The organism is Acinetobacter sp. TY2, from assembly GCF_046269225.1.
In the GTDB taxonomy this organism is placed as follows: domain Bacteria; phylum Pseudomonadota; class Gammaproteobacteria; order Pseudomonadales; family Moraxellaceae; genus Acinetobacter.
The window spans coordinates 82,725-104,940 of the sequence record NZ_JBJZOR010000013.1; the positions used below are offsets into that span (position 1 = coordinate 82,725).

Genomic DNA, 22,216 nt, shown 5'->3' on the forward strand with positions numbered 1-22,216 from the left:
TTCGACAACAGCCAAGCAAACGCTTGGCTGTTTTGTTTTTATTGCTTATTCTAAAACCATACAACTATAAAGTCTTTTGGATGAAGCGATGAGAACATTACAATTTACTGCAAACTGTGAAAATCATATCAAAAGTGAAGCTCAGGGCAATGCATGTCATGTCACTCAGGAATATGTAACTGATCTATTGTCTCAATCGCTTAAAGAATATGGTTTTAAGACTGAAACTGCGCATTCAGAAGAAAATATTGCGGTAAGTGTAGAAAATCATCCAATTGGCTTAGGTGTATATTGTCAATTAAATGATAAAGGTTTGTTGACCTGTCAAATTTCTGCTCATGCAGATGAAGAACAAGTCTGGTTTAAGAAAATTGCTACGCAAAGTATGATTAAGCAGCTTGCTAATGCTGTTGAAAATACTTTGAAAAAAGATGATGCGTTTAGTGGTTTTGAGTGGAAAAGTTAAGATTTAAGTGAGTTGAGTGTATATAAAAATGCTGAATAGTGTAGGCTGATTCAGCATTTTTATTGTGTAGCAATTTAAAAGCTATTCTACTCTCAACCAAGTTTGGCTACGCCCCACAGCTGAAACACCAATATAGCCACGTAAAAATAGTTTCTTACCATTTGGACTGACTTTACCTTTTAGGCTATAGAGTTTGCCTGAGACAGGATCAATAATTTTGCCATTGGTATAATTTATTTGATCTTCAGTTTTTAAACCTGAAATGACTTGCATGCCAATAATTGGCTTATTGGTGTAAGGTGCAGGGCAGTTGGTACAAAATTCTTTTGGTGTATAACCAGGTCGAGGAGTTGCTTTGAGTGCGGTTCCTGCGTACGTGCCATTGGCTTGTTTTTCCATTTTAACTAAACCTTTTGGTTCACCTGTTTTGTCATCAATATAGCGCCATGTTCCTGTAATATCTTGAGAAAATACGCTTGTACTGATCAGTGTAATAAAGATTGCCCCAAAAACTTTTTTCATAATATCCCTATATAAAAATATAATTAGCAAAACTAGCTAAAGACTTGATTATATAATAAATAATGAAAATTAATATTTACATATTGCGCCAAAATTAAGTGAAAAATAAAGCATAATCACCAATCTAGGTTATTTATTCCTCATATTATTGTTGTTTGAGTGTATTGATTGGCATTTATTCTTTTAGGTGTTGAATGAGCTGATTAAGCGCTATTTCAATATTTTCATCTATTTCAAATGAGCAATTGATACGAATGTGATGGTATTCTTTTTCCATTTGATAAAATAATGTACCAGGTGCAACACCAATATTTTGCTCCAATAACTGCTGATAAATCAGATGACTATTTAGATATTTAGGTAAACTAATCCAAAGAAAATAGCCTGAAGGATAGAGTTTTATTTTAAATGAGTCAGGTAAATGCGTAGATAAGTATTGATAATATTGTAGTTTTAAACGTTTCATCGTACTACGAAGCATTTTTAAATGCTTTTCATAATGTCGATGAGATAAATATTCTGCCAAAGCATTTTGAATCAGTGAATTGACTGAAATGGTACTCATCAATTGCAAATGTTGGATATGTTCAGAAAATTTTCCTGCATAGACCCAACCAATACGAAAACCAGCACCAAGCGTTTTTGAAAAAGATGAACAGTGTAGTACCCAATTTTGTTGATCAAAATATTTCATAGATAAGGGTTTTTTATGCCCATGATAAAGTTCTTCATAAACATCATCTTCAATTAAGTAAATTTGATGCTCATGTAAAAGCTGTGCTAATTGCAGCTTAATTTCATCGCTGACGGTAAAGCCAACAGGGTTGTGGCTGTTTAACATGAGTAGGCAGACTTTAATTGGATAGCGTGTAATGGCATCTTTAAAGGCTTCTACATCAAACCCATATTCAAGATGCTCTGGAATGCTAATGACTTTTAGACCCAAGTGTTCCGCAGCTTGCCATGCGCCATAGAAAATAGTTTCCTGCAATAAAATATAATCTCCTGCTTGGGTTAGAGCTTTGAGTGAGAGATTTAAAGCATCCAATCCTCCAGAGGTAATGACAATATCAGAAGGATCGGTTTGAATGCCTTGCATACTATAACGTTGTGCAATTAATTTTCTTAGTTCAATATTCCCAGGAGGAAGGCTTGGCATTTGTTCATAGTTTTGACGATATTTAGATTGTTGTGCCAATGTTTGCATCAATTTTGCTGAAAACAACAATTGGCTATTTGGGAATGCACTCCCAAAAGGAGTAATATTTTCATTTTGAATCGATTTTAAATAGCGAAAAATTAAAGAATTAATCTCAATCTGTTCATTTAGTATAACATTGGTTTTATAAGCATTTGTGATGGGTACTTCGGCAACAAAGTAACCGAGCTTTGTCCGTGAATAGATCAGACCCTGTGCTTCTAAATCTTGATAAGCATTCATCACTGTCATTAAGCTAAAACCTGAAGTATTGGCTTGCTGACGTAAAGAAGGGAGTTTTTCATGCGCTTTCCAAAAACCACTTTCAATGAGATGTTTCAAACTGAGTGCAAGTTGTTCTGATTTATACATAAAAAGGAATGCTCTATGGTATGGAAATGCAATGCGTTATAGATTCTGTCAATCATCGACTATATTTATGCGATACAGTGGAACTCAAAATAAATATTCCAGTTTAATTTTAACATGAGCTGTGTATTTTTTTGAAAAATAGCGAAATGTATATTGAATAGTGAATTTTATAAAAAATGATATAAAATATAGTATTAACATATGCATATATAGATGAGCATTAAACGTGCTGTTATCATCTGTTATAGTATTTTTGATCAAAACTGTATATTTTATTTCGAATCAGAAATCTTCAAAATAATGACATCTGCTCAAGTGAGATGAATGTATGAATTTTTTTAACACCAAAAACAAAGCATGGTTTGTTTTTTTCATTATTACTTCGTATTCATTTTTAGGCTTTTTCCTTGGTTTTATTATTTGGAAATACGTGCTCTAAATCAGATACAACGTGATAAAAGTCTAAGATCAAACTTTTTGAAGTTATTGATCTTATATTGAGGCTTATTCAATACAATTTTTGCAATGAAAATATGTGCGAGTGAATAAGCCAAAGTCCTTATATGTCAACGATTAATATCATTCAATCGTACTACTCTATTCTCAGATCTATTTCATTAAAATAAAAATTTCAAATTGTTATGACAGCTTCTATCTATAAAACAATGAGGGACGTTTTTTCATTTTTGAAACATTATTTCATTATTGTAAACTAATAATAATTTTAACTAATTGATATTTAATAAAAATAAAATTGGCATACTCCTTGCTAACCTATTACTGAAAAGGAGATGTATTATGGATGACGTGCAATTTCAGGATTTAAAAAATCTGCTTGTACAGCGACTAGATTTTGATCGAAATACAGACATGAGTATCAAAAAACTCAGTGGTGGTGCAATTCAAGAAAACTGGGCAATTTTAGGTCAGAAAAATCATGAAAATTTTGAAATTGTACTGAGAAAAAATTCTGAAACAAGCGTAGAAGTTAGTTCTGACCGTGAGCAGGAATATCGTTTACTCGAACGTTTACATGCGTTAAATATTTGTGTGCCACAGCCCTTATTATTTGAAAAAAAAGATAATTTTTTAAATAGTGATTTTTTTATAATGGAAAAAATTTCAGGGAGTGCAGAAGGTCATAAATTGGTTCGTTTGAAAGATGAGACATTACAACAAAAAATCTTAAAAGATATTGGGCAGTGTTTAGCAGATTTGCATCAGATTGAAACTGATGCCGAGATTGAAAAAATTTTACCAAAACCACAAAAAGAGACGTATCTAAGCGACTTAATTGCTGACTTATATGCACAACTCGATAAATTACAAAGACATCGTCCTGTACTTGAGTTTGCATTGAGTTGGATGTTGAATGAAAAGCCTGTAATTGATGATTTAGTCTTGATTCATGGCGATTATCGCATAGGAAATATCATGATTAATCAAGATCATGTGTCGGGTATTTTAGATTGGGAATTTAGCCATTGGGGGGATCGCCGTGAAGATATTGGTTGGTTTACTGCAAAATGTTGGCGTTTTGGTCAAGACAATCAAATTGCAGGCGGAATTGGTGCATATAAGAATTTCATGCAAGCCTATGCTGAGCGCACTGAGATATATATCCCTGAATTTGAATTGAAATTTTGGCATATTTTATCGCATGTGCGTTGGGCAATTATTGCAATGCAACAGTCCAACCGTAATCAAAATAATACCCAAGCTTCTTTAGAATTAGCACTCACTGAGTTTTTAGTACCACAGCTTGAGAAAAACATTTTGGATATCATTGGAGAAAAAGAATGACTCAACAAAGAATTCTAGAATTGATCCAAGCGAGTCAAGCCACACTGAAACATGAGTTGATGCCTAAACATCCAGAATCTCGTTATAACCTATTGATGTTACAGCGTAGTTTTGAAATTCTGAAAAATTTTATTGAATCGTCTGAACGTGCACAGACCAAACAACTTGATTTGTTTCAGCAACATTTTCAGTTTCCTGTGCAGGATGTGGAACAAAGTATGGAGCAGCTTTCACAGGATATGCGTACAGCTTTTCAGTCTGATGCGTTAGCTATTTTACAACAACTCAATGAACTTGAAATGAGCCTGATTAAAACAGGAAAATCAACATGATAAAAAGGGTTCGTGTTTATTTGGTACGTCATGGTCATGTGCAATATTTTGATAAGCAACATCAACCTGTGAATCCTAAATATGCACGATTGTCTGCAACGGGTATAGCGCAAATCAGTCAGTTGGCTGAACAATTAAAAGCAGTGCAGATGGATCAAATTTTTTCATCGACCATGCCACGTTCTATTCAAACAGCTCAAATTTTAGCAAGTACGCAGCGTAACTCAATAATTCAGTCTTGTGATGATATTCGTGAAATTAAGTCTGGACGTTTAAAAGAGCTTGATTCGACTCAGGCACATATTGTCATTAAAAAAGCCTATCAACATAGGCGTTATGCTTTAGATACTTTTATGCAAGGTGAACGTTGGCATGAATTTGAAGCGCGCACAACCCATTGGTTAGAAAAAATACTGCTACAACAAGCAGATTTACAGCATCAACATATTTTAGTGTCCTCACATGATGCGGTGAATCGTATTTTTCTCAATCATGCACATGGCTTAAATCAAAAGGATATTCAGGTACAAGAACAGAATTATGCTTGTCTTAATATATTGGATTATTTTATTGAAAATGATCAGATCATAGAAACCCGAATTTTGCTGCAAAACTTTACAGCTCATAATGTTCTAAAGATTAATGAAACACACAATGCACTTGATGATGTGTATCAAATATATATGAAAACAAATGGATTTAAACGAGAAATGATATGAAAACACTGAGTCCTGAATTACTCGAATTACAAAAACGTGTCCGTACGTTTATTCGTGATGTGGTGATTCCCTATGAAAATGATCCTCGTCAAGACAGTCATGGACCAAGTGATGAATTACGTGCTGAATTAATTGAAAAGGCACGTGAACATCATCTATTAACCCCGCATGCAAGTGTGGAAATGGGGGGGCAGGGATGGACGCATATTCAAAAAGCAGTAGCTTTTGAAGAAGCGGGTTATTCCCCATTAGGACCAACAGCAATGAATGTTCATGCTCCTGATGAAGGCAATATCCACTTGATGGATATTGTAGCGAGTGAAGCGCAGAAAAAACGTTGGTTAAAGCCGATGGTTGAGGGGAAAATTCGTTCTTGCTTTGCAATGACTGAACCTGCACCTGGTGCAGGTTCAGATCCAACAATGCTGCTTACCACAGCAACATTGGATGGAGATGATTATGTCATTAATGGGCGTAAGTGGCTTATTACGGGTGCCGATGGTGCTAAAGTTGCCATTATTATGGCAAAAATGGAAGACGGCACGGCATCGATGTTCTTAACTGAAACTGATGCAGAAGGCTTCATTTTAGAAAAAAATATGAATGCCATGGATTCATGTTTTAGTGGCGGTCATGGCATTTTACGTTTTGAGAATTTGCGTATTCCAAAAGAAAATGTACTTGGTGAAATTGGCAAAGGCTTTAAATATGCACAAGTTCGTCTTGCACCTGCTCGCTTAACACATTGTATGCGTTGGCTCGGACAAGCTCGCCGTGCGCATGATCTTGCGACTCAATATGCACGTGAACGTGAAACCTTTGGTAAGCGCTTGGGTGATCATCAAGGCGTAGGCTTTATGCTCGCTGATAATGAAATGGATTTGCTCAGTACCCGTTTAGCCGTGCATTACTGTGCACAAGTACTTGATCTAAATGAAAAAGGAAATTATGAGTCTAGTCTTGTCAAAGTCATTAGCTCAGAAAATATTTGGAAGGTGATTGATCGTAGTTTGCAAATGCTCGGTGGGCAGGCAATTACCGATGAAAATCTAGTTTGTAAAATCTTCAAAGATGCACGAGGATTCCGTATTTATGATGGTGCCAATGAGGTACATCGCATGAGTATTTCACAAAAACTATTGAACGGTAAAACCTAAAACAAAAGTGTATTACCGCTAAATTGAAATCATAGATTATGGAGAATCTTAAAATGTTTAATATTAAAGATAAAAATATTATTGTGACTGGTGCATCGAGCGGTTTAGGGCAACATATTGCAGAGTTTTTTGCTTCACATGGTGCAAATATTATTATTTGCGCAAGACGGGCAGAACGACTAGAGCAATTACAACAAAAAATTGCACTGCAATATGCAGTCAAAATTTATTCATATCAGTTTGATATTAATGATCGTCAAGCAGTGCAAGCGATGTTGAGTGATTTGGAATCAAAGCAGGTTCAGGTCGATGTACTCATCAATAATGCAGGCGTGGGCAACAGTAAACGCTTTCTAGAGAACACCGATGATGATTGGGATTTGGTACTTGGAACAAATCTTAAAGCACCTTGGATGTGTTCGCAAGAAGTTGTTAAACACATGGGAAAACATAAAGTTAAAGGTTCTATTGTCAATATAACCTCTATTTTATCTCAATCGATTAATCTAGGTGTTTCACCTTATTGTGCATCAAAAGCAGGTTTACGACATTTAACCGAAGTGATGGCAGCAGAATTGGCTCGCTACAATGTACGTGTCAATGCGATTGCACCGGGTTATATGGTGACTGAAATTAATGAAGATTATTTACTCAGCGATGTAGGGCAAGCAATTTTAAAACGTATTCCTATGCGCCGTTTTGTTGAATTTTCCGATTTAAATGGAGCGCTATTGTTGTTAGCATCAGAGGCAGGTCGTGGAATGACCGGTGTAGAAATTAAAGTGGATTGTGGGCACAGTTGTGGTGCACTCGTATAAGGAAGAAAAATCATGCTGAATCAGAAACCGATTAATATTTTGGTGAGTTATATTAAAACGCCAAGTATGAATGGGTTTCGTCAGCTTGCTGAGCAAACTTTAGCACAGATGCATTCGGAACAAGTTGGTTTTGTTGAATGCCATATTTCCGATGTACTTGAAGTGGCACAGCAACTCGTTGAAAATGGTAGTCAAATTTTACTGTGTACGGGTGCAACGGCGCACTATTTACAAAAAAAATTGCCTATAGAATTACATCCTATTCGAACAGGGGCTTTTGATGTCATTCAAGCCATCTCCAATTTAAAGCAATACCGTAAAATTGCCTTATTGGGCAATGCTTCTAGTGTTAACTTGACGCAATATTCTGACGTTTTTGCATTGCAAATAGAACAATTCAGCTACGATTCATTTTTAGCTGCGAAAAAAACGGTCGAGCAGGTGCGTAAACAGCAGTTTGATGCAGTGATTGGTTCACCTGTTGCAGTCGAAATGGCACTTAATTTAGGTCTAGCGGCACAGCTTGCTATTAGTCAAAATTCTTTACAAGATCATATTTATAGTGCACTACAGCGACTCGAAAAAATCCGAGAAGAAAAACAGCAAAATCAGCGTTTAACTGAAATTTTCAACCATTTGACCGACGGTATTTGTCTGATTTTAAAGACAGGTAGAATTCATTTTGCCAATCAATCTATGCTTGCTCTATTGGGGCAAACTGAGCACAGTCTTTTAAATCAGCCAGTTGATAGGCTGTTTAAAAATTTTGATTTAAATATCGAAAATACTCATCAAATATTATATGTGGGTGCGAAGAAGCTTGCAGCACATTTATCGGTGCTCAAAGCAGAGCATATCGATGGCTTTATTTTAAGTGTGCAAGATCTCGACACACTTGAACAGTCGAGTGGTGAATTTCGGAAAGTTTCAGTCGGAAAGTTTAATACACGTTATCGTTTCACTGATTTAATCACGCGAGATCCTCAACTCCAACAAAGTATTTTACTTGCCAAACAATATGCTCAAACTGAAGCCACTATTTTGATTACTGGTGAAAGTGGAACAGGTAAAGAGTTATTGGCTCAAAGTATTCATCAACAAAGCTCACGTGCCCATGCGCCTTTTGTGGCAATTAATTGTGCTTCATTTCCTGAAAGTATTCTTGAAAGTGAATTATTTGGTTATGTGGAAGGGGCTTTTACAGGGGCAAAAAAAAATGGCAAGGTTGGGTTGATTGAAGCTGCACACAATGGCACTTTATTCCTCGATGAAATTGGTGATATGCCGTTGCATTTACAAACACGATTTTTACGTGTGTTACAGGAGCGTCAAATTAATCGCTTAGGTGCAACAGTCAGCCATACAGTGAATATTCGTGTACTTGCGGCAACTCACTGTGATCTTGATGAAAAGGTTAAATCTGGAGAGTTTCGAGCAGATTTATATTACCGTTTGAATATTTTGCGTGTGTATATTCCATCGTTGAAACAGCGCCGTGTTGATATTTTACTTTTGGTTGAACATTTTTTAAAAAAACATGCTTTAAATGTAGAAAATATGCCTGCATTTTTATTCAAAGCCTTACAAAAATATCATTGGCCAGGCAATATTCGTGAACTTGAAAATATCATTGAACGACTTGCAGTGATGTGGCAGCTTGATCATTCTATGCTTAATCAAACATTTATGAGCTTACATATTCCTGAACTGTTTCAACAACGTGATTTCGATACTCATTTCGATGCACAATTGAGCCCCTTAAAAGCAGTCAAAGTCAATCAAGAATTACAATTGATTGAACAAGCCATCGCAACAGCAGATGGAAATTTAGATATTGCGGCTCAAAATTTGAATATTAGCCGTACCACGCTATGGCGGAAAATGAAGTTATTGAAGGTTTAGTTTTTTACTATTTATTCAATTTTAGTATTTCATATTTGAAAAAATTTCAATATTGAACTGTTTTAGATTAAATAAAAAACAATAAATTATTGAAAAATAATAATTAAATAGTTGGCATCATAGTTGCAATATTCTATTTGAAACTCAGTTGTAAAATTGTGTAAGGATAGAATAATCATGAATGGACTTATGATGCACTGTAATCTGAACATTACCTCAATCATGCAACATGCAATGATGGTACATGCAGATCAGGAAATTGTTTCACTTAAATCAGATGGTGTGAGTACGCATCGTTATACCTATAAAGCTGCGTTTAAGCGAGTCGCTCAATTTGCGCATGTGCTGGATCAACTAAGTATTTCTTTTGATGCAAAAGTTGGTACTTTGGCGTGGAATACCCATCAACATATGGAATTGCATTATGCCATTCCTTGTACAGGACGAATTTATCACACGATCAATCCTAAACTTCAACCTGCACAAATTAAGCAAATTATTTTAGATGCACGTGATGAGGTACTTTTAATAGAACCTGAATGTGTACCTTTACTTAATCAATTTTATGAAGAGTTCCAAAGTTTTTTAAAATATGTGATTGTTCTTGGTGATATTCAAAATGAGCTAATGGCAGAATTTCCATTCCAATTTTATGAAGCATTAATCAATATTCAACCTGAATGTTACGATTGGCAGGATATTCCTGAGCAACGAGCAAGCGGGCTGTGTTACACATCAGGTACGACAGGGCAGCCTAAGGGTGTGTTGTATTCGCATCGAAGTACGGTATTGCATGCACTGATTATGAGTATGAATGATGCTGTAGGTTTACATCGCAGCAGTGTAATGATGCCAATTGTGCCGCTTTATCATATTAGTGCGTGGGATATGCCATTCAACGGTATTTTATGTGGTGCAAAGTTGGTTTGGCCCAATCAGTTTGCAGGACAAACCGAAAAACTCGTCAGTCTTATGCAAGCAGAAAATGTTGATATTTCGATGGCTGTGCCCACTATTTGGACAGCATTTAAAGAATATTTATCAAATCATCCTCAGATTAAACTCAATTTAAAACGCGCAATTTCAGGTGGGTCAGCAGCACCTCTAGCATTGATTCAGAGTATGCATGCGCTAGGTATCCAAATTGAAAATGGCTGGGGTATGACTGAAACGAGTTCTTTAGGGGCAATTAATCGAACTCAAATAGATCAAAAAAATTTTGAAACACAAGTAATTAAGTGTGGTCGTCCTGTGTTTGGAATGCAAATGCAATTACGTCATCATGACGGTCATTTATTAGCTCACGATGGTGTACAAGAAGGCATTCTTGAAATACGAGGACATACTGTCGTTCATCAATATATCCATACATCTGCACAACAATTATCGCGACAACAAGCTCAGATTGAACAGCAGACTTATGGACAATGATTTGATACAGGCGATATTGCCACGATAGATACGCATGCCTATATGCATATTACTGATCGTGCGAAAGATATGATTAAGTCTGGTGGCGAATGGATTAGTAGTGTTGAAGTTGAAAATGCTGCAATGGGTCATCCTAAAATTTTAGAAGCGGCTGTTATTGCAGTCGCTCATCCAAAATGGGGCGAAAGACCTCTTTTAGTTGTGGTGGCAAAGGAAAATCAAACTTTGAGTCATGAAGAAATGTTGATGTATTTATCAAATCATTTACATAAGTGGTCACTGCCATCGGCGACAATTAGCGTAAAAGAAATTCCACATACGCCAACAGGGAAAATCAGTAAAAAGCATTTAAGGGAGCAATATCACGATTATTTTCAGCAAATGGATGCTGTTTAAAAATTAAAAACGGGCATAACAGGGAGTAATTATAATGAAGCAACAAATAGAAGACGCCATCATAAATGATGCGACATTTAAAAATATGGTCAAATCACGAAATCGTTTTGCTATGTGGTTGAGTATGAGTGTCTTATTGATTTATTTCATATTTATAGGTGTGGCATGCTTTAATCCGCAACTATTGGCACAAACACTTGGCAATCAATCTATTACGGTTGGCATGCCTATCGCAGCTCTAGTGATTATTTTAAGTTGGCTCATTACAGGGGTATATATTTATATAACCAATCGCCATTTTGACCAAGTCAAAGCACAGCTTAAAAGGGAGTATCAATATGAATAAATATGTACTTTCTATTCTAATAATGGGTTTTACGAGTAAAGCTCAAGCTGCGACTAAGATACACTCACTTAATTGGACTGCAATTAGCATGTTTTGCGTGATTGTTGGAATTACATTACTCATTACATGGCATGCAGCGAGAAAAACACACTCTAAAGATGATTTTTATACCGCAGGAGGCTCAATTTCTGCGCAACAAAATGGTTTAGCGATCGCGGGTGATTATATGTCTGCCTCAACCTTACTTGGTGCATCGAGTATGGTATTTTTTAAAGGGTATGATGGTTTTATTTATGTCACGGGATTCTTTGTATGTTGGCCAATTTTGACTTTTTTAATGGCGGAGCGTTTAAGGAATTTAGGTAAATATACTTTTTCAGATATTGTCTCATATCGTTTAGATCCGTCAAAAACGCGTATTCTTGCAACGTGTGGTTCCCTGATTGTAGTTAGTTGTTATTTATTACTACAAATGGTCGGTGCAGGACAGTTAATTAAGCTTTTATTCGGTATTGATTATAAATTTGCAGTCATGCTAGTTGGTTGTTTAATGCTGGTATATGTCATGTTTGGTGGCATGCTCGCAACGACATGGATTCAAATCGTAAAAGCTATTTTACTATTGTTTGGTGGTACGCTATTGGTCTTTTTATGTCTGCGTTATTTTGGCTTTAGTTTTGATCGTTTAGCTGCTGCGGCTGTACAAAATCATCAACTTGGGCAGAAAGTACTTGAACCTGGTTCAATGCTTTCAAATCCAATTAATGCACTTTCTACATCCATTGGTCTAATTTTTGGTTTAGCGGGTTTGCCACATATTCTTATGCGATTCTTTACTGTTTCTAATGCACAAGATGCACGTAAATCGGTATTTTATGCATCTGGTTATATTGGTTATTTCTTTATTTTAGTATGCATTCTCGGACTTGCTGCTGTGACGATTATAGGAACAAATCCAAATTTCTATGTCGATGGAATCGTCGGTGGTGAGCTCATCGGTGGCTCAAATATGGTTGCAATTCATTTAGCTGGCGCGCTCGGTGGTAATTTATTACTTGGTTTCTTGTCTGCTGTCGCATTTGCAACGATTTTGGCTGTAGTGGCAGGTTTAACGCTTGCGGGTGCATCTGCTATTTCACATGATTTGTTCCAAAAAGTAATCAAAAAAGGTGAAGCAACTGAAAAACAAGAAATGGCAGTTTCACGTTTTGCTGTGATTGGATTGGGAATAATTGCAATTGCTTGCGGCATCCTTTTTGAAAAAATGAATATTACCTTTCTGATGGGGCTGACTTTTGGTATTGCTGCATCTGCAAATTTTCCGGTTTTGTTTTTGGCAATGTATTGGAAAGATTTAACGACTCGTGGCGCAATTTGGGGTGGTTTTACAGGAATTATTTCTGCAATCATTTTTGTAGTTTTATCACCAACGGTATGGGTCGGGGTGATGGGGCATGCAGCAGCTATTTTCCCCTATGATAATCCTGCATTATTTTCGATGCCTTTAGCTTTTATTGTGAGTTGTGTTGTCTCATTGATGGATCGAAGTGAGCGTGCCGAAATTGATCGAGCGGGTTTTGAACAACAAGTCGTACGGTCAGAACTTGGTGCAAAACAGCAAGATTTGGAAGAAGTTCCAATGCACTAGTCATTATTAATAGGCTTATGATCAGTGGGGTTTAGTCATTAGAACTTTGAATGAATAAAACTAATTTTCAAATAAACAAATTCTCAACTATTCTAATTAATGCTTGAGAGTTTGTTTACATAACAAAATTGAGTGACAATTTAATGAAATAACGCATCAAAAAAAATGATAGTGATTAAGCTTATTATGTAATAAAAAAATCATCGAGACATGATCGTTTGTATATAATTATTGAGCAATAATAAGAATATGGGTCATTAAAATGTATAAGTTGATGTTACCGATTGGTGTGGGTTTAAGCGTAATACTCTGCGTGGGGTATTTATCTTATCTTGATGTGCAAAAAAAGAGAAAGCAGGCAGAAGTGATACAGATTATTAAGGATGCACATCAGTCGATTAAAATAATTGAAAGTAATCCTTATAATCAGCATTTACTCACAGAAAATAATGCATTGAATTAGATTCAGTATAAATGATTATTGTCAGTTTTTAAGCGTATGTTGAGAAAGCACAATAAAGAAATGTCTAATGTGTTTACATACGCTTATCGTGAGATGCTAATTTTTTTAAAACAGTATGTTATAATTTTAAATATTAAAGGGTATGAATGTTTCAGGTGTATAAGCCTGATTGAAATCAATTGTATAGAAAGCTGCAAATGATGCAGCTTTTTTCATTCAATTTATTTATATCTATTACTTATTCTTGGTACATTTATTGAATGCATTTTGCTGACTTGGCATGCATCTTTAAATAGATCATTTTCTTCCGCATAGCTCAAATTGCAGGGGCTCTACAATGACGAATCCAAATCCTTCAGCGGGTTTGCTCGAACGCTTATTTAAACTCAGCGAGAATAAAACAACGTTCAAAACCGAAATCCTTGCGGGTTTAACGACATTTTTGACAATGTGTTACATCATCATTGTGAATCCGTTGATTCTCTCTGAAACAGGTATGGATCATGGTGCTGTTTTTGTTGCAACCTGTTTGGCTGCTGCAATTGGCTGTTTGGTCATGGGTATTGTTGCAAACTATCCAATTGCACTGGCACCGGGAATGGGCTTAAACGCTTATTTCACGTATTCGGTATGTTTAGGCATGGGTGTACCTTGGCAAACTGCTTTAGCAGCTGTTTTTGTATCAGGCTTAGTATTTATTGCAATTAGCATGTTTAAAATTCGTGAAGCGATTGTCAATGCTATTCCAATGTCTTTGAAGTTTGCCATTGGTGGTGGTATTGGTTTATTCCTTGCATTAGTTGCATTGAAAAACTCAGGAATTATTGTTGCTAATCAAGCAACGCTAGTAGGTTTAGGTGATTTAAGTAAACCAACAGTTTTACTGACGCTTTTAGGCTTTCTTATGATTGTGGTTATGCATTTCTTTAAAGTGCGTGGCGCAATTATTATCAGTATTTTAGTCGTGACAGGTCTTGCAACAGCATTAGGCTTGAATGAGTTTAAAGGTGTGGTTGGAACAATTCCTTCTATTGCACCGACATTCTTACAAATGAACTTTGAAGGTCTATTTACCGCAAGTTTAGTGGGTGTGATTTTCGTCTTCTTCTTGGTCGATTTATTTGACTCAACAGGAACATTGGTTGGCGTTTCACATCGTGCAGGCTTACTCAAAGACGGTAAATTGCCACGTTTGAAAAAGGCTTTATTTGCTGATTCGACTGCAATTGTTGCTGGTGCAGTTTTAGGTACATCTTCAACAACACCTTATATTGAATCTTCAGCAGGAGTTGCTGCAGGTGGACGTACAGGTTTAACAGCAGTTGTCGTTGGTCTATTGTTTATTGCGTGTTTGTTCCTTGCACCATTGGCTCAATCTGTTCCAGGTTTTGCTACTGCACCAGCATTATTATTTGTGGGTGTATTGATGATTCAGGGCATCACCAATATTGAATGGGATGACATTACAGAAGCCGTTCCAGCATTTTTAACCATCGTATTTATGCCATTTACCTATTCAATTGCCGATGGCATTGCAATGGGTTTTATTAGCTATGCTTTGGTGAAATTGTTTACAGGTAAAGCGAAAACTGTACCGTATATGGTTTGGATTATTGCTGTACTTTGGGTGATTAAATTCGTTGCATTTGGCGGCTAATTTTTCATTGCTATTGAAGGGTGTAAACTCAGTTTGCACCCTTTTTTATTTTCAATTTTTTTAATTTTATATCTCTTGTGTATTGATGAATGATGATCCATTAATAGATCAATACATATGAAAAAAGATTTATTCGAGGAACGTAACATGAATCGCTTAGAACTCATTCGTGCTTTACCCAAAGCAGAATTACACGTACACATTGAAGGAACGTTTGAGCCTGAACTCATGTTTGCCATTGCTCAGCGTAATAATATTGATATTCCATATAAATCGGTAGAAGAAGTTAAACAAGCCTATAACTTCCATAATTTACAGTCTTTTCTCGACATTTATTATGCAGGGGCAAATGTACTGATTCACGAACAAGATTTTTATGATTTGGCTTGGGCATATTTTGAAAAATGTGCTGAAGATCAAGTCGTACATACAGAAATGTTCTTTGACCCACAAACTCATACTGACCGTGGAGTTGCTTTTGCAACTGTAATTAATGGTTTACAACGTGCCTGTGATGATGCCAAAGTCAAATTAGGCATTAGCTCGCATTTGATTATGTGTTTTTTACGTCATTTGAGCGAAGAAGCTGCTTTTGCAACACTTGAGCAAGCTTTACCATTTAAAGATCAAATTATTGCCGTGGGTCTAGATTCAAGTGAAGTGGGTCATCCACCTTCAAAATTTGAGCGTGTTTTTGCTAAAGCACATGAAGCAGGCTTTCTTATCGTTGCACATGCAGGTGAAGAAGGACCAGCTGAATATGTTTGGGAAGCTTTAGATTTATTGAAAGTAAACCGTGTTGATCATGGTGTACGCTCTGAAGAAGATCCAAAACTAATGCAACGTTTAATTGCTGAAAAGATGCCTTTAACAGTGTGTCCACTGAGCAATTTAAAGCTAAAAGTTGTTCAGGATATGGCTGAACATAATATTCACCGTCTATTGCAACAAGGCGTGCATGTTACAGTGAATTCAGATGATCCATCTTACTTTGGTGGTTATATGAATGATAACTTTATTGCGATTGCAGAAGCACTTGATTTGACCGATATAGAGTTGAAAACATTAGCTAAAAACTCATTTGACGCTTCATTTATTTCTGCTGAAGAAAAAAATAAGTGGAATGCAAAAATTGATGCTTTGGTTTAATTTAAATATGAATTAAATCTCAAAAAAGCAGTGTCAATTCACTGCTTTTTTGTTGTTTTAAAATTTTGAGGAAAAGCTGTGAAAGTTTTATTGATGTTAATGATGACTATTTTTATGAGTTCGGTGAGTTATGCTACCAATAATGTAACAAAGAATCAGTCTGTGGCACAAAAAATGTTAAAGCCACTCATTGAACAACAATGTGGCCGTGAATTGAAAGCCAATAAAATTTGGCAAGCGTCTTCATTTTTTTGGTCGACATCAAAACAAGATCATGCACAAAAAAAGATTTGTGGATGTGTCAGTGAAAATGCTTTAAATGACGTTTCAAGTAAGGATGTATTAATGGCAACAATTAATGAATCTGCAAAAAATAAACTCATTCAGAATGCTGTGGTGAATAGTATCAAAGGTTGTACACAAGAAATTTTGAAGTAGGTTTAAAGAAATTTTTAGATGGATTCTTTTCAGATATATGCAACTGAATGATAGATAGGGAAATGTCAAAAATAGGCATGTTGAAAATAAATACAAATAATTGAATTTTATTAAGTTATTTTTATACACAATAAAACTATTCAAATAACAAATTGCAGAAAGGTATAAAGCTAAAATGTTGGACAGATTTCAGGTTTACTTCTCACCTTTTTATTAACGGGTTTAGGCAGGATTATGTTTACTTGTAACCCTAAATTTAGTGTTATATGACATTTTGCTTGTTGAGTGACCTACCTGTGGCATTGTTTTCATGCACGTGTATTGGGCTTAACAGGAGGAGTTAGAGTATTCAGCCATTTTATCAATGAGTGTGAAAAACTATATTCAGCGACATTGGGATAAGCACGTGCAGTTGCAAAGTGAGAAAATATAATCAGTGTTGAATGCGATACAAGGTACTTTAAGTCAGGTATTTAGTGATAGTCAAAGTTTAGATTTCTGCAGCTGATGCTTCACAGCAACTCGCTACGGTTATCTAAAATGTACAAAGGCGTTAGTGAATATTGGTGGGTTCTGTAAAAGTGATTTTTATATGGTGAAGGAAGACTTAATCACTCAACAAAGTAATGCAAAATTTGCTAAAGTAAAAATTCAAAAAAATGAACAAAATATTAAAGTTTTACAGGAACAAAGAGCAAGTTTGACGACTGAGTTAAGTGTAGCTTAAGCAGGTTTACATCATAGTGAAAATAATTTGAGGGCGACTCAACTGATTGCACCAAGAGATGGAACAGTGTCTTCTCGTAAAGTGAGAGAAATTGAGTGTCGGTAGAAGCCTTTTCGTGATTGCACCTTTAGATTATTTATGGATTGAAGCCAATTTAAAAGAAACGCAATTGTCTAAATTGTCATAAGGCGATAAGTATATTTTTCGGTACTTTAGACTGTATTTCAGGCAATAGTGACTTCGATTTAGCGTTGCTACCAGCCGATAATGCAAAGGGCAATTTCACTAAAATTGTACGCTATTTTCCTGTGAAAATTGTTTTTGATCCACAGCAAAAGGTCTAGGAAAATTAGCTATTTGTATGTAGGTTATTGGGGACTTAAAAGCCAATACGCAAAAAGATAAATGTAAATAATAAAAATTAACGTTGACTCATGTTGATTCAAAATAAAAGCCGATCAAGGCAAGAGGTCTTGATCGGCTTTTTTAGTATTGGCATTGGGTTAAAAAGGTTTAATCTTTTTGACGGAGCATACTACGTAAAATATTATCTTTATCAATAAAATGATGTTTAAGTGCTGCTGCAATATGCCCAACAATCAGCAAACCCACAGCCCAAGACAAATAAATATGCAAGGGTTTGACAATCATTAAAATATCATCATTTTCTTGAACTAAACGAGGTATCTCAAATAAGTACAACACTGGGGCAGGATGTCCGGCACTCCAACTGAATAAACAGCCCGTAATTGGTAAAGCAAGTAACATCACATACAATGCCAAATGCCCTAAATGTGCCAATGTTTTCATCATAGGCGACATGCTATCAGGGAGTTTGGGCGCAGGATGGGTATATCGCCAAAAAAGACGAATCACGACCAAAAATAAAATGACAGTTGCAATATTTTTATGAAAGGTAATCACAGTACCTTTAAATGAGCCATCCACATCATAACTTAAAAAATTACCGCTATAGAAACCTACAAGCCATGCTGCAATAAAAATAACGGCCATAATCCAATGGAGCCACTGAGCTGTTCTTGTGTAATAAGCATTTTGTGTCTGCATAGTGAAGTCATCTTCTGTATTTTCGAACATGATAGGGGCTTTTATGTTGAGAAACATTGGTAAAAATTCAACGGAGTGTTTTAAAAATGCAACGCAGAGTCATATAAAATGCATTATGAAAATGGTACTCCTTTTTTTTGTCCTAATAATAGACAACTACATGAATGCAGAATAATTTGGCTATCCACTGTCGTTGAGTTTAGGCAAAATAGCTAAACAATTTTTTTAAGTATAGAAAGGTCATATTGTGAAAAAACTGATTGCAGTATTTGCCCCGTTGGCTTTGGTTCTTTCTGCGTGTACAACGACAGATTCTACCGGAGGAAATGCAACACCATCAATGACGCAAACATTAGGAAATGCAGCATTAAAAATTGCAATAAATGCGAAATGTACGACTGAATTAAATAACTTACCCGCATGGAAAACCGCAACGGTATTGATGACAGATACACAAAGAACCAATATTCAATCTGAAATTTGTGGTTGTGTCAGTGAAAAAGCACCAGAAAGTGTAACGGCTGTAGATCTTGCAACAGCAGCTATTGATCCATCGGCACGTGCAACAATTGTTTCAAATGCGGTCAGTAAAACCATCAATGCATGTGTTGCTGAAGCAGTGAAGTAATCTTATGGTAAAATAAAAAGGACTGATTATTCAGTCTTTTTTTTACGAGTGGAACGTGTATATGTATATCGCAGGTACGGATGAAGCAGGTCGAGGACCATTGGTTGGTTCTGTTGTAGCGGCAGCAGTCATTCTTGATCCGAATAATCCGATTGAAGGATTGAACGACTCTAAAAAGCTCACTGAAAAAAAACGTGAAAAGCTCTTTGTTGAGATTCAAGAAAAAGCATTGGCTTGGTGTATTGCAGAAGCATCGCATATAGAAATTGATGAAATCAATATTTTACAGGCCTCATTGCTTGCCATGCGCCGTGCGGTAGAAGGGCTAAAAATTACTCCCGAACATGTACGTGTCGATGGTAATAAAATTCCATTAGGTTTACAGATGAGTTGTGAAGCAGTTGTTGGTGGGGATGCTTTACATGCTGATATTTCTGCTGCAAGTATTTTAGCGAAAGTGACTCGTGACCATCAAATGGTTGAAATGGATGCTAAATATCCACAATATGGTTTTGCGAAACACAAAGGCTATCCAACAAAAGCACATTTTGAAGCCATTGCAGAACATGGGGTAATTGATGAACATCGCCGTAGCTATGCTCCTGTGAAAAAAGCACTAGGATTATAATATTTTTGAACATTTGATAAATTTAAAGTGGCCTTGTGAGCCACTTTATCTTTAAAACCATCAAACCTTATCGGTTAAAATCGTTTTGTTGGAAATTAGCATCTTCAAAAGATGGTTGATATTCCTGATCAATGTGCTGCAAATGTTCATGCATTGCACGTTCGTGTTGAATACGTTGATATATTTCTTCACGATGTACAGATACTTCTTTAGGTGCATTGACACCAATACGTACCTGATTACCTTTGACACCAAGCACAGTTACACTGACTTGATCTCCAATCATTAATGTTTCTCCGACACGACGGGTCAGAATCAGCATGTTTATCTCCTTGCAAAACGCTAAACCTGCGATAGTTATTTCAAATAGAAAGCAACAACCTCAGTATTCGATAAAATTTTAACAGAAAAATGTGACGAATTAAGCAATTCTTATCGATCTATTGAAATTTTATAAAAAACCCTCAGCGCTAATATAACAGAGCCACTACAGAAAAAACTATAGCGGCTCTCGTATTTTATCGCCTATGTGAACGATTAATTTATGATAAGTGTTTCAAAATTATCCGCGAACGCTAGACTCACCATGTTCACGGTCTAAACCGAAAGCAGTATGTAATGCACGTACAGCTAGCTCAAGATAATTTTCTTCAATAATCACTGAAATTTTAATTTCAGAAGTTGAAATCATTAAAATATTGATACTTTCATCTGCAAGAGCAGTAAACATTTTACTTGCTACACCAGCATGTGAACGCATACCAACACCCACAATTGACACTTTGACAATGTCACCACGTGTTGCAACTTCACGTGCACCAATTGCTTTTGCCGTTGCTTCAAGAATAGCTTTGGCTTTGTTTAATTCACTACGGTTAACAGTAAATGTGAAGTCTGTTGTACCATCTTCTTCAACATTTTGGATAATCATATCCACTTCAATGTTTGCAGCACCAATTGGAGATAAGATTTTAGATGCAATACCTGGTTCATCAGGCACACCCAAAATAGTCAATTTAGCTTCGTCACGATTGAACGCAATACCCGAGATAATTGGATTTTCCATGTTGTCTTCCGCTTCAGTAGTGATTAGTGTCCCGACGTTCTTTTTAAATTCTTCGTCGAATGCGCCATCATTGTCATTATCAAAACTTGATAATACACGTAAAGGTACTTGATATTTCCCTGCAAATTCAACAGAACGAATCTGTAGAACTTTTGAACCCAAAGATGCCATTTCAAGCATTTCTTCAAATGAAATGCGATCAATTTTTTTGGCTTTCGGAGCAACACGAGGGTCAGTGGTGTAAACACCATCAACATCGGTATAAATCTGACATTCATCTGCTTTGAGTGCAGCAGCAAGTGCTACGCCTGAAGTGTCTGAACCACCACGGCCTAAAGTTGTGGTGTTGCCATCAGCATCAAAGCCTTGGAAACCCGCAACGACAATCACACGACCTGCATCTAAATGACCAGTCATAACATCGGTATCAATTGACTCAATGCGTGCTTTATTGAATGCGCTATCGGTTTTAATGCCAACTTGGCGGCCTGTAAGCGATTTAGCATCAACACCAATTGAATTGAGTGCCATTGCTAACATTGAAATCGTTACCTGTTCACCCGTAGACACCATTTGGTCAAGTTCACGAGGATCAGGGGTTTCGGTAATGGCTTTCGCTAAAGCAAGTAGGCGATTGGTTTCGCCACTCATTGCCGAAACCACCACGACCACTTTGTGACCATGATCGTGCCAGCGCTTCACACGACGAGCAACATTTAAAATGCGCTCGGGAGTACCCATAGAGGTACCGCCATATTTTTGAACGATTAATGCCATGACACTTAAACCCTTGAATTATTACAGGTAAAGGTTACATATTCTTGCTAATAATTTTATTATGTACACATAAATGTACATTAATGAAAATACTGAAGTTTTTAGCAAGACGTAAATTTGGGGGACAGTATATAGTATGGCAAATGTGCTAACAATCACTCGAAGGGGCTAAATATCATAAAGTCTTATGGTTTTGGCCATTTTGCACTCTATATAGCCTTTTTCGGTTGGTCTATGTTTTGACACTTCTGCTCCCATGCTTCTACATCACTGATCAGGTAGCGTTTCATTGTTCCGCCTTCAGAACTAAATGCAGGGGCAGGGAATGGAATACCCCATGGTGTTTTTGCTTCCCATCGATTTAATGTGCGCTTAGTTATGTGAAACATCTCGCATATATTATTAGATGTTAAGTATCTCTCCATCACGACACCTCCTTCAAACTTTGAGCGATTGCATCAAAATCAATTTTCGCTTTAGCCCAAATTGCCTCTGCACCATCCTC

25 protein-coding genes are annotated in these 22,216 nt (G+C 36.3%); 19 read left to right on the forward strand and 6 right to left on the reverse strand.

Annotated elements, in window-relative coordinates; genetic code table 11:
• The first annotated feature begins 88 nt into the window (after positions 1–88).
• Positions 89–466: a hypothetical protein gene (locus ACK1JC_RS10075; protein ID WP_409511733.1), complete on the forward strand. Its 378-nt coding sequence runs from the start codon at positions 89–91 to the stop codon at positions 464–466.
• 81 nt (positions 467–547) lie between these two features.
• On the opposite strand, the gene ACK1JC_RS10080 is transcribed toward ACK1JC_RS10075, so the two are convergent.
• Both ACK1JC_RS10080 and ACK1JC_RS10085 read right to left on the reverse strand, forming a co-directional pair.
• The gene (locus ACK1JC_RS10080; RefSeq protein ID WP_409511734.1) at positions 548–988 is read right to left on the reverse strand and encodes a DUF2147 domain-containing protein; all 441 of its coding nucleotides are present in this window, start codon (positions 986–988) and stop codon (positions 548–550) included.
• Between the two features lie 175 nt (positions 989–1,163).
• Positions 1,164–2,558, reverse strand: coding sequence for a PLP-dependent aminotransferase family protein (locus ACK1JC_RS10085; protein ID WP_409511735.1), 1,395 nt, complete (start codon positions 2,556–2,558; stop codon positions 1,164–1,166).
• A 328-nt stretch (positions 2,559–2,886) separates the two neighbouring features.
• Between ACK1JC_RS10085 and ACK1JC_RS10090 the strand changes: the two genes are divergently transcribed.
• The 16 genes from ACK1JC_RS10090 to ACK1JC_RS10165 all read left to right on the forward strand — a co-directional run bounded on the left by ACK1JC_RS10090 (position 2,887) and on the right by ACK1JC_RS10165 (position 17,544).
• The gene (locus ACK1JC_RS10090; RefSeq protein WP_409511736.1) at positions 2,887–2,997 is read left to right on the forward strand and encodes a hypothetical protein; all 111 of its coding nucleotides are present in this window, start codon (positions 2,887–2,889) and stop codon (positions 2,995–2,997) included.
• A 359-nt stretch (positions 2,998–3,356) separates the two neighbouring features.
• Positions 3,357–4,361 (forward strand): phosphotransferase family protein, encoded by a 1,005-nt coding sequence (locus ACK1JC_RS10095; RefSeq protein ID WP_409511737.1) that lies wholly within the window; start codon positions 3,357–3,359, stop codon positions 4,359–4,361.
• Positions 4,358–4,693, forward strand: coding sequence for a hypothetical protein (locus tag ACK1JC_RS10100; RefSeq protein ID WP_409511738.1), 336 nt, complete (start codon positions 4,358–4,360; stop codon positions 4,691–4,693). The genes ACK1JC_RS10095 and ACK1JC_RS10100 overlap by 4 nt, the downstream gene beginning before the upstream one ends.
• Positions 4,690–5,412: a histidine phosphatase family protein gene (locus ACK1JC_RS10105; RefSeq protein ID WP_409511739.1), complete on the forward strand. Its 723-nt coding sequence runs from the start codon at positions 4,690–4,692 to the stop codon at positions 5,410–5,412. Before ACK1JC_RS10100 ends, ACK1JC_RS10105 begins: the two co-directional genes overlap by 4 nt.
• Complete coding sequence (locus ACK1JC_RS10110; RefSeq protein WP_409511740.1) at positions 5,409–6,569, forward strand: acyl-CoA dehydrogenase family protein; 1,161 nt, start codon at positions 5,409–5,411, stop codon at positions 6,567–6,569. The genes ACK1JC_RS10105 and ACK1JC_RS10110 overlap by 4 nt, the downstream gene beginning before the upstream one ends.
• A 53-nt stretch (positions 6,570–6,622) precedes the next feature.
• Positions 6,623–7,387 (forward strand): SDR family NAD(P)-dependent oxidoreductase, encoded by a 765-nt coding sequence (locus tag ACK1JC_RS10115; RefSeq protein ID WP_409511741.1) that lies wholly within the window; start codon positions 6,623–6,625, stop codon positions 7,385–7,387.
• A gap of 12 nt (positions 7,388–7,399) precedes the next feature.
• The gene (locus ACK1JC_RS10120) at positions 7,400–9,289 is read left to right on the forward strand and encodes a sigma 54-interacting transcriptional regulator (RefSeq protein ID WP_409511742.1); all 1,890 of its coding nucleotides are present in this window, start codon (positions 7,400–7,402) and stop codon (positions 9,287–9,289) included.
• 177 nt (positions 9,290–9,466) lie between these two features.
• Positions 9,467–10,720, forward strand: coding sequence for an AMP-binding protein (locus tag ACK1JC_RS10125; protein WP_409511743.1), 1,254 nt, complete (start codon positions 9,467–9,469; stop codon positions 10,718–10,720).
• A gap of 42 nt (positions 10,721–10,762) precedes the next feature.
• Positions 10,763–11,116, forward strand: a complete 354-nt coding sequence (locus ACK1JC_RS10130; RefSeq protein ID WP_409511744.1) for an AMP-binding enzyme — start codon at positions 10,763–10,765, stop codon at positions 11,114–11,116.
• Between the two features lie 34 nt (positions 11,117–11,150).
• Positions 11,151–11,462, forward strand: coding sequence for a DUF485 domain-containing protein (locus ACK1JC_RS10135; RefSeq protein WP_409511745.1), 312 nt, complete (start codon positions 11,151–11,153; stop codon positions 11,460–11,462).
• Positions 11,455–13,110: a cation/acetate symporter ActP gene (gene actP, locus ACK1JC_RS10140; protein WP_409511746.1), complete on the forward strand. Its 1,656-nt coding sequence runs from the start codon at positions 11,455–11,457 to the stop codon at positions 13,108–13,110. The genes ACK1JC_RS10135 and actP overlap by 8 nt, the downstream gene beginning before the upstream one ends.
• 262 nt (positions 13,111–13,372) lie before the next feature.
• The gene (locus tag ACK1JC_RS10145; protein WP_409511747.1) at positions 13,373–13,573 is read left to right on the forward strand and encodes a hypothetical protein; all 201 of its coding nucleotides are present in this window, start codon (positions 13,373–13,375) and stop codon (positions 13,571–13,573) included.
• A gap of 337 nt (positions 13,574–13,910) precedes the next feature.
• Positions 13,911–15,230, forward strand: coding sequence for an NCS2 family permease (locus tag ACK1JC_RS10150; RefSeq protein WP_409511748.1), 1,320 nt, complete (start codon positions 13,911–13,913; stop codon positions 15,228–15,230).
• Between the two features lie 147 nt (positions 15,231–15,377).
• Positions 15,378–16,379 (forward strand): adenosine deaminase, encoded by a 1,002-nt coding sequence (locus tag ACK1JC_RS10155; RefSeq protein WP_409511749.1) that lies wholly within the window; start codon positions 15,378–15,380, stop codon positions 16,377–16,379.
• Positions 16,380–16,457: 78 nt separating this feature from the next.
• Positions 16,458–16,817: a hypothetical protein gene (locus ACK1JC_RS10160; protein ID WP_409511750.1), complete on the forward strand. Its 360-nt coding sequence runs from the start codon at positions 16,458–16,460 to the stop codon at positions 16,815–16,817.
• Positions 16,818–17,409: 592 nt separating this feature from the next.
• On the forward strand, positions 17,410–17,544 hold the full coding sequence (locus ACK1JC_RS10165; protein ID WP_409511751.1) for a hypothetical protein: 135 nt from the start codon (positions 17,410–17,412) through the stop codon (positions 17,542–17,544).
• Positions 17,545–18,057: 513 nt separating this feature from the next.
• On the opposite strand, the gene ACK1JC_RS10170 is transcribed toward ACK1JC_RS10165, so the two are convergent.
• A complete protein-coding gene (locus ACK1JC_RS10170; RefSeq protein ID WP_409511760.1) occupies positions 18,058–18,612 on the reverse strand; it encodes a cytochrome b in 555 nt (184 codons plus the stop codon).
• Positions 18,613–18,859: 247 nt separating this feature from the next.
• Between ACK1JC_RS10170 and ACK1JC_RS10175 the strand changes: the two genes are divergently transcribed.
• Positions 18,860–19,240: a hypothetical protein gene (locus ACK1JC_RS10175; protein ID WP_409511752.1), complete on the forward strand. Its 381-nt coding sequence runs from the start codon at positions 18,860–18,862 to the stop codon at positions 19,238–19,240.
• Between the two features lie 61 nt (positions 19,241–19,301).
• Positions 19,302–19,868, forward strand: a complete 567-nt coding sequence (rnhB, locus tag ACK1JC_RS10180) for a ribonuclease HII (protein ID WP_409511761.1) — start codon at positions 19,302–19,304, stop codon at positions 19,866–19,868.
• A 67-nt stretch (positions 19,869–19,935) separates the two neighbouring features.
• Here the strand turns inward: rnhB and csrA are convergent, their stop codons facing one another.
• From csrA to ACK1JC_RS10195, 3 genes are all read right to left on the reverse strand, one after another.
• Positions 19,936–20,190: a carbon storage regulator CsrA gene (gene csrA / locus ACK1JC_RS10185; RefSeq protein ID WP_409511753.1), complete on the reverse strand. Its 255-nt coding sequence runs from the start codon at positions 20,188–20,190 to the stop codon at positions 19,936–19,938.
• Positions 20,191–20,430: 240 nt separating this feature from the next.
• Positions 20,431–21,711: an aspartate kinase gene (locus ACK1JC_RS10190; RefSeq protein WP_409511754.1), complete on the reverse strand. Its 1,281-nt coding sequence runs from the start codon at positions 21,709–21,711 to the stop codon at positions 20,431–20,433.
• A gap of 209 nt (positions 21,712–21,920) precedes the next feature.
• Positions 21,921–22,136 (reverse strand): helix-turn-helix transcriptional regulator, encoded by a 216-nt coding sequence (locus ACK1JC_RS10195; protein ID WP_409511755.1) that lies wholly within the window; start codon positions 22,134–22,136, stop codon positions 21,921–21,923.
• Positions 22,137–22,216: the final 80 nt, after the last annotated feature.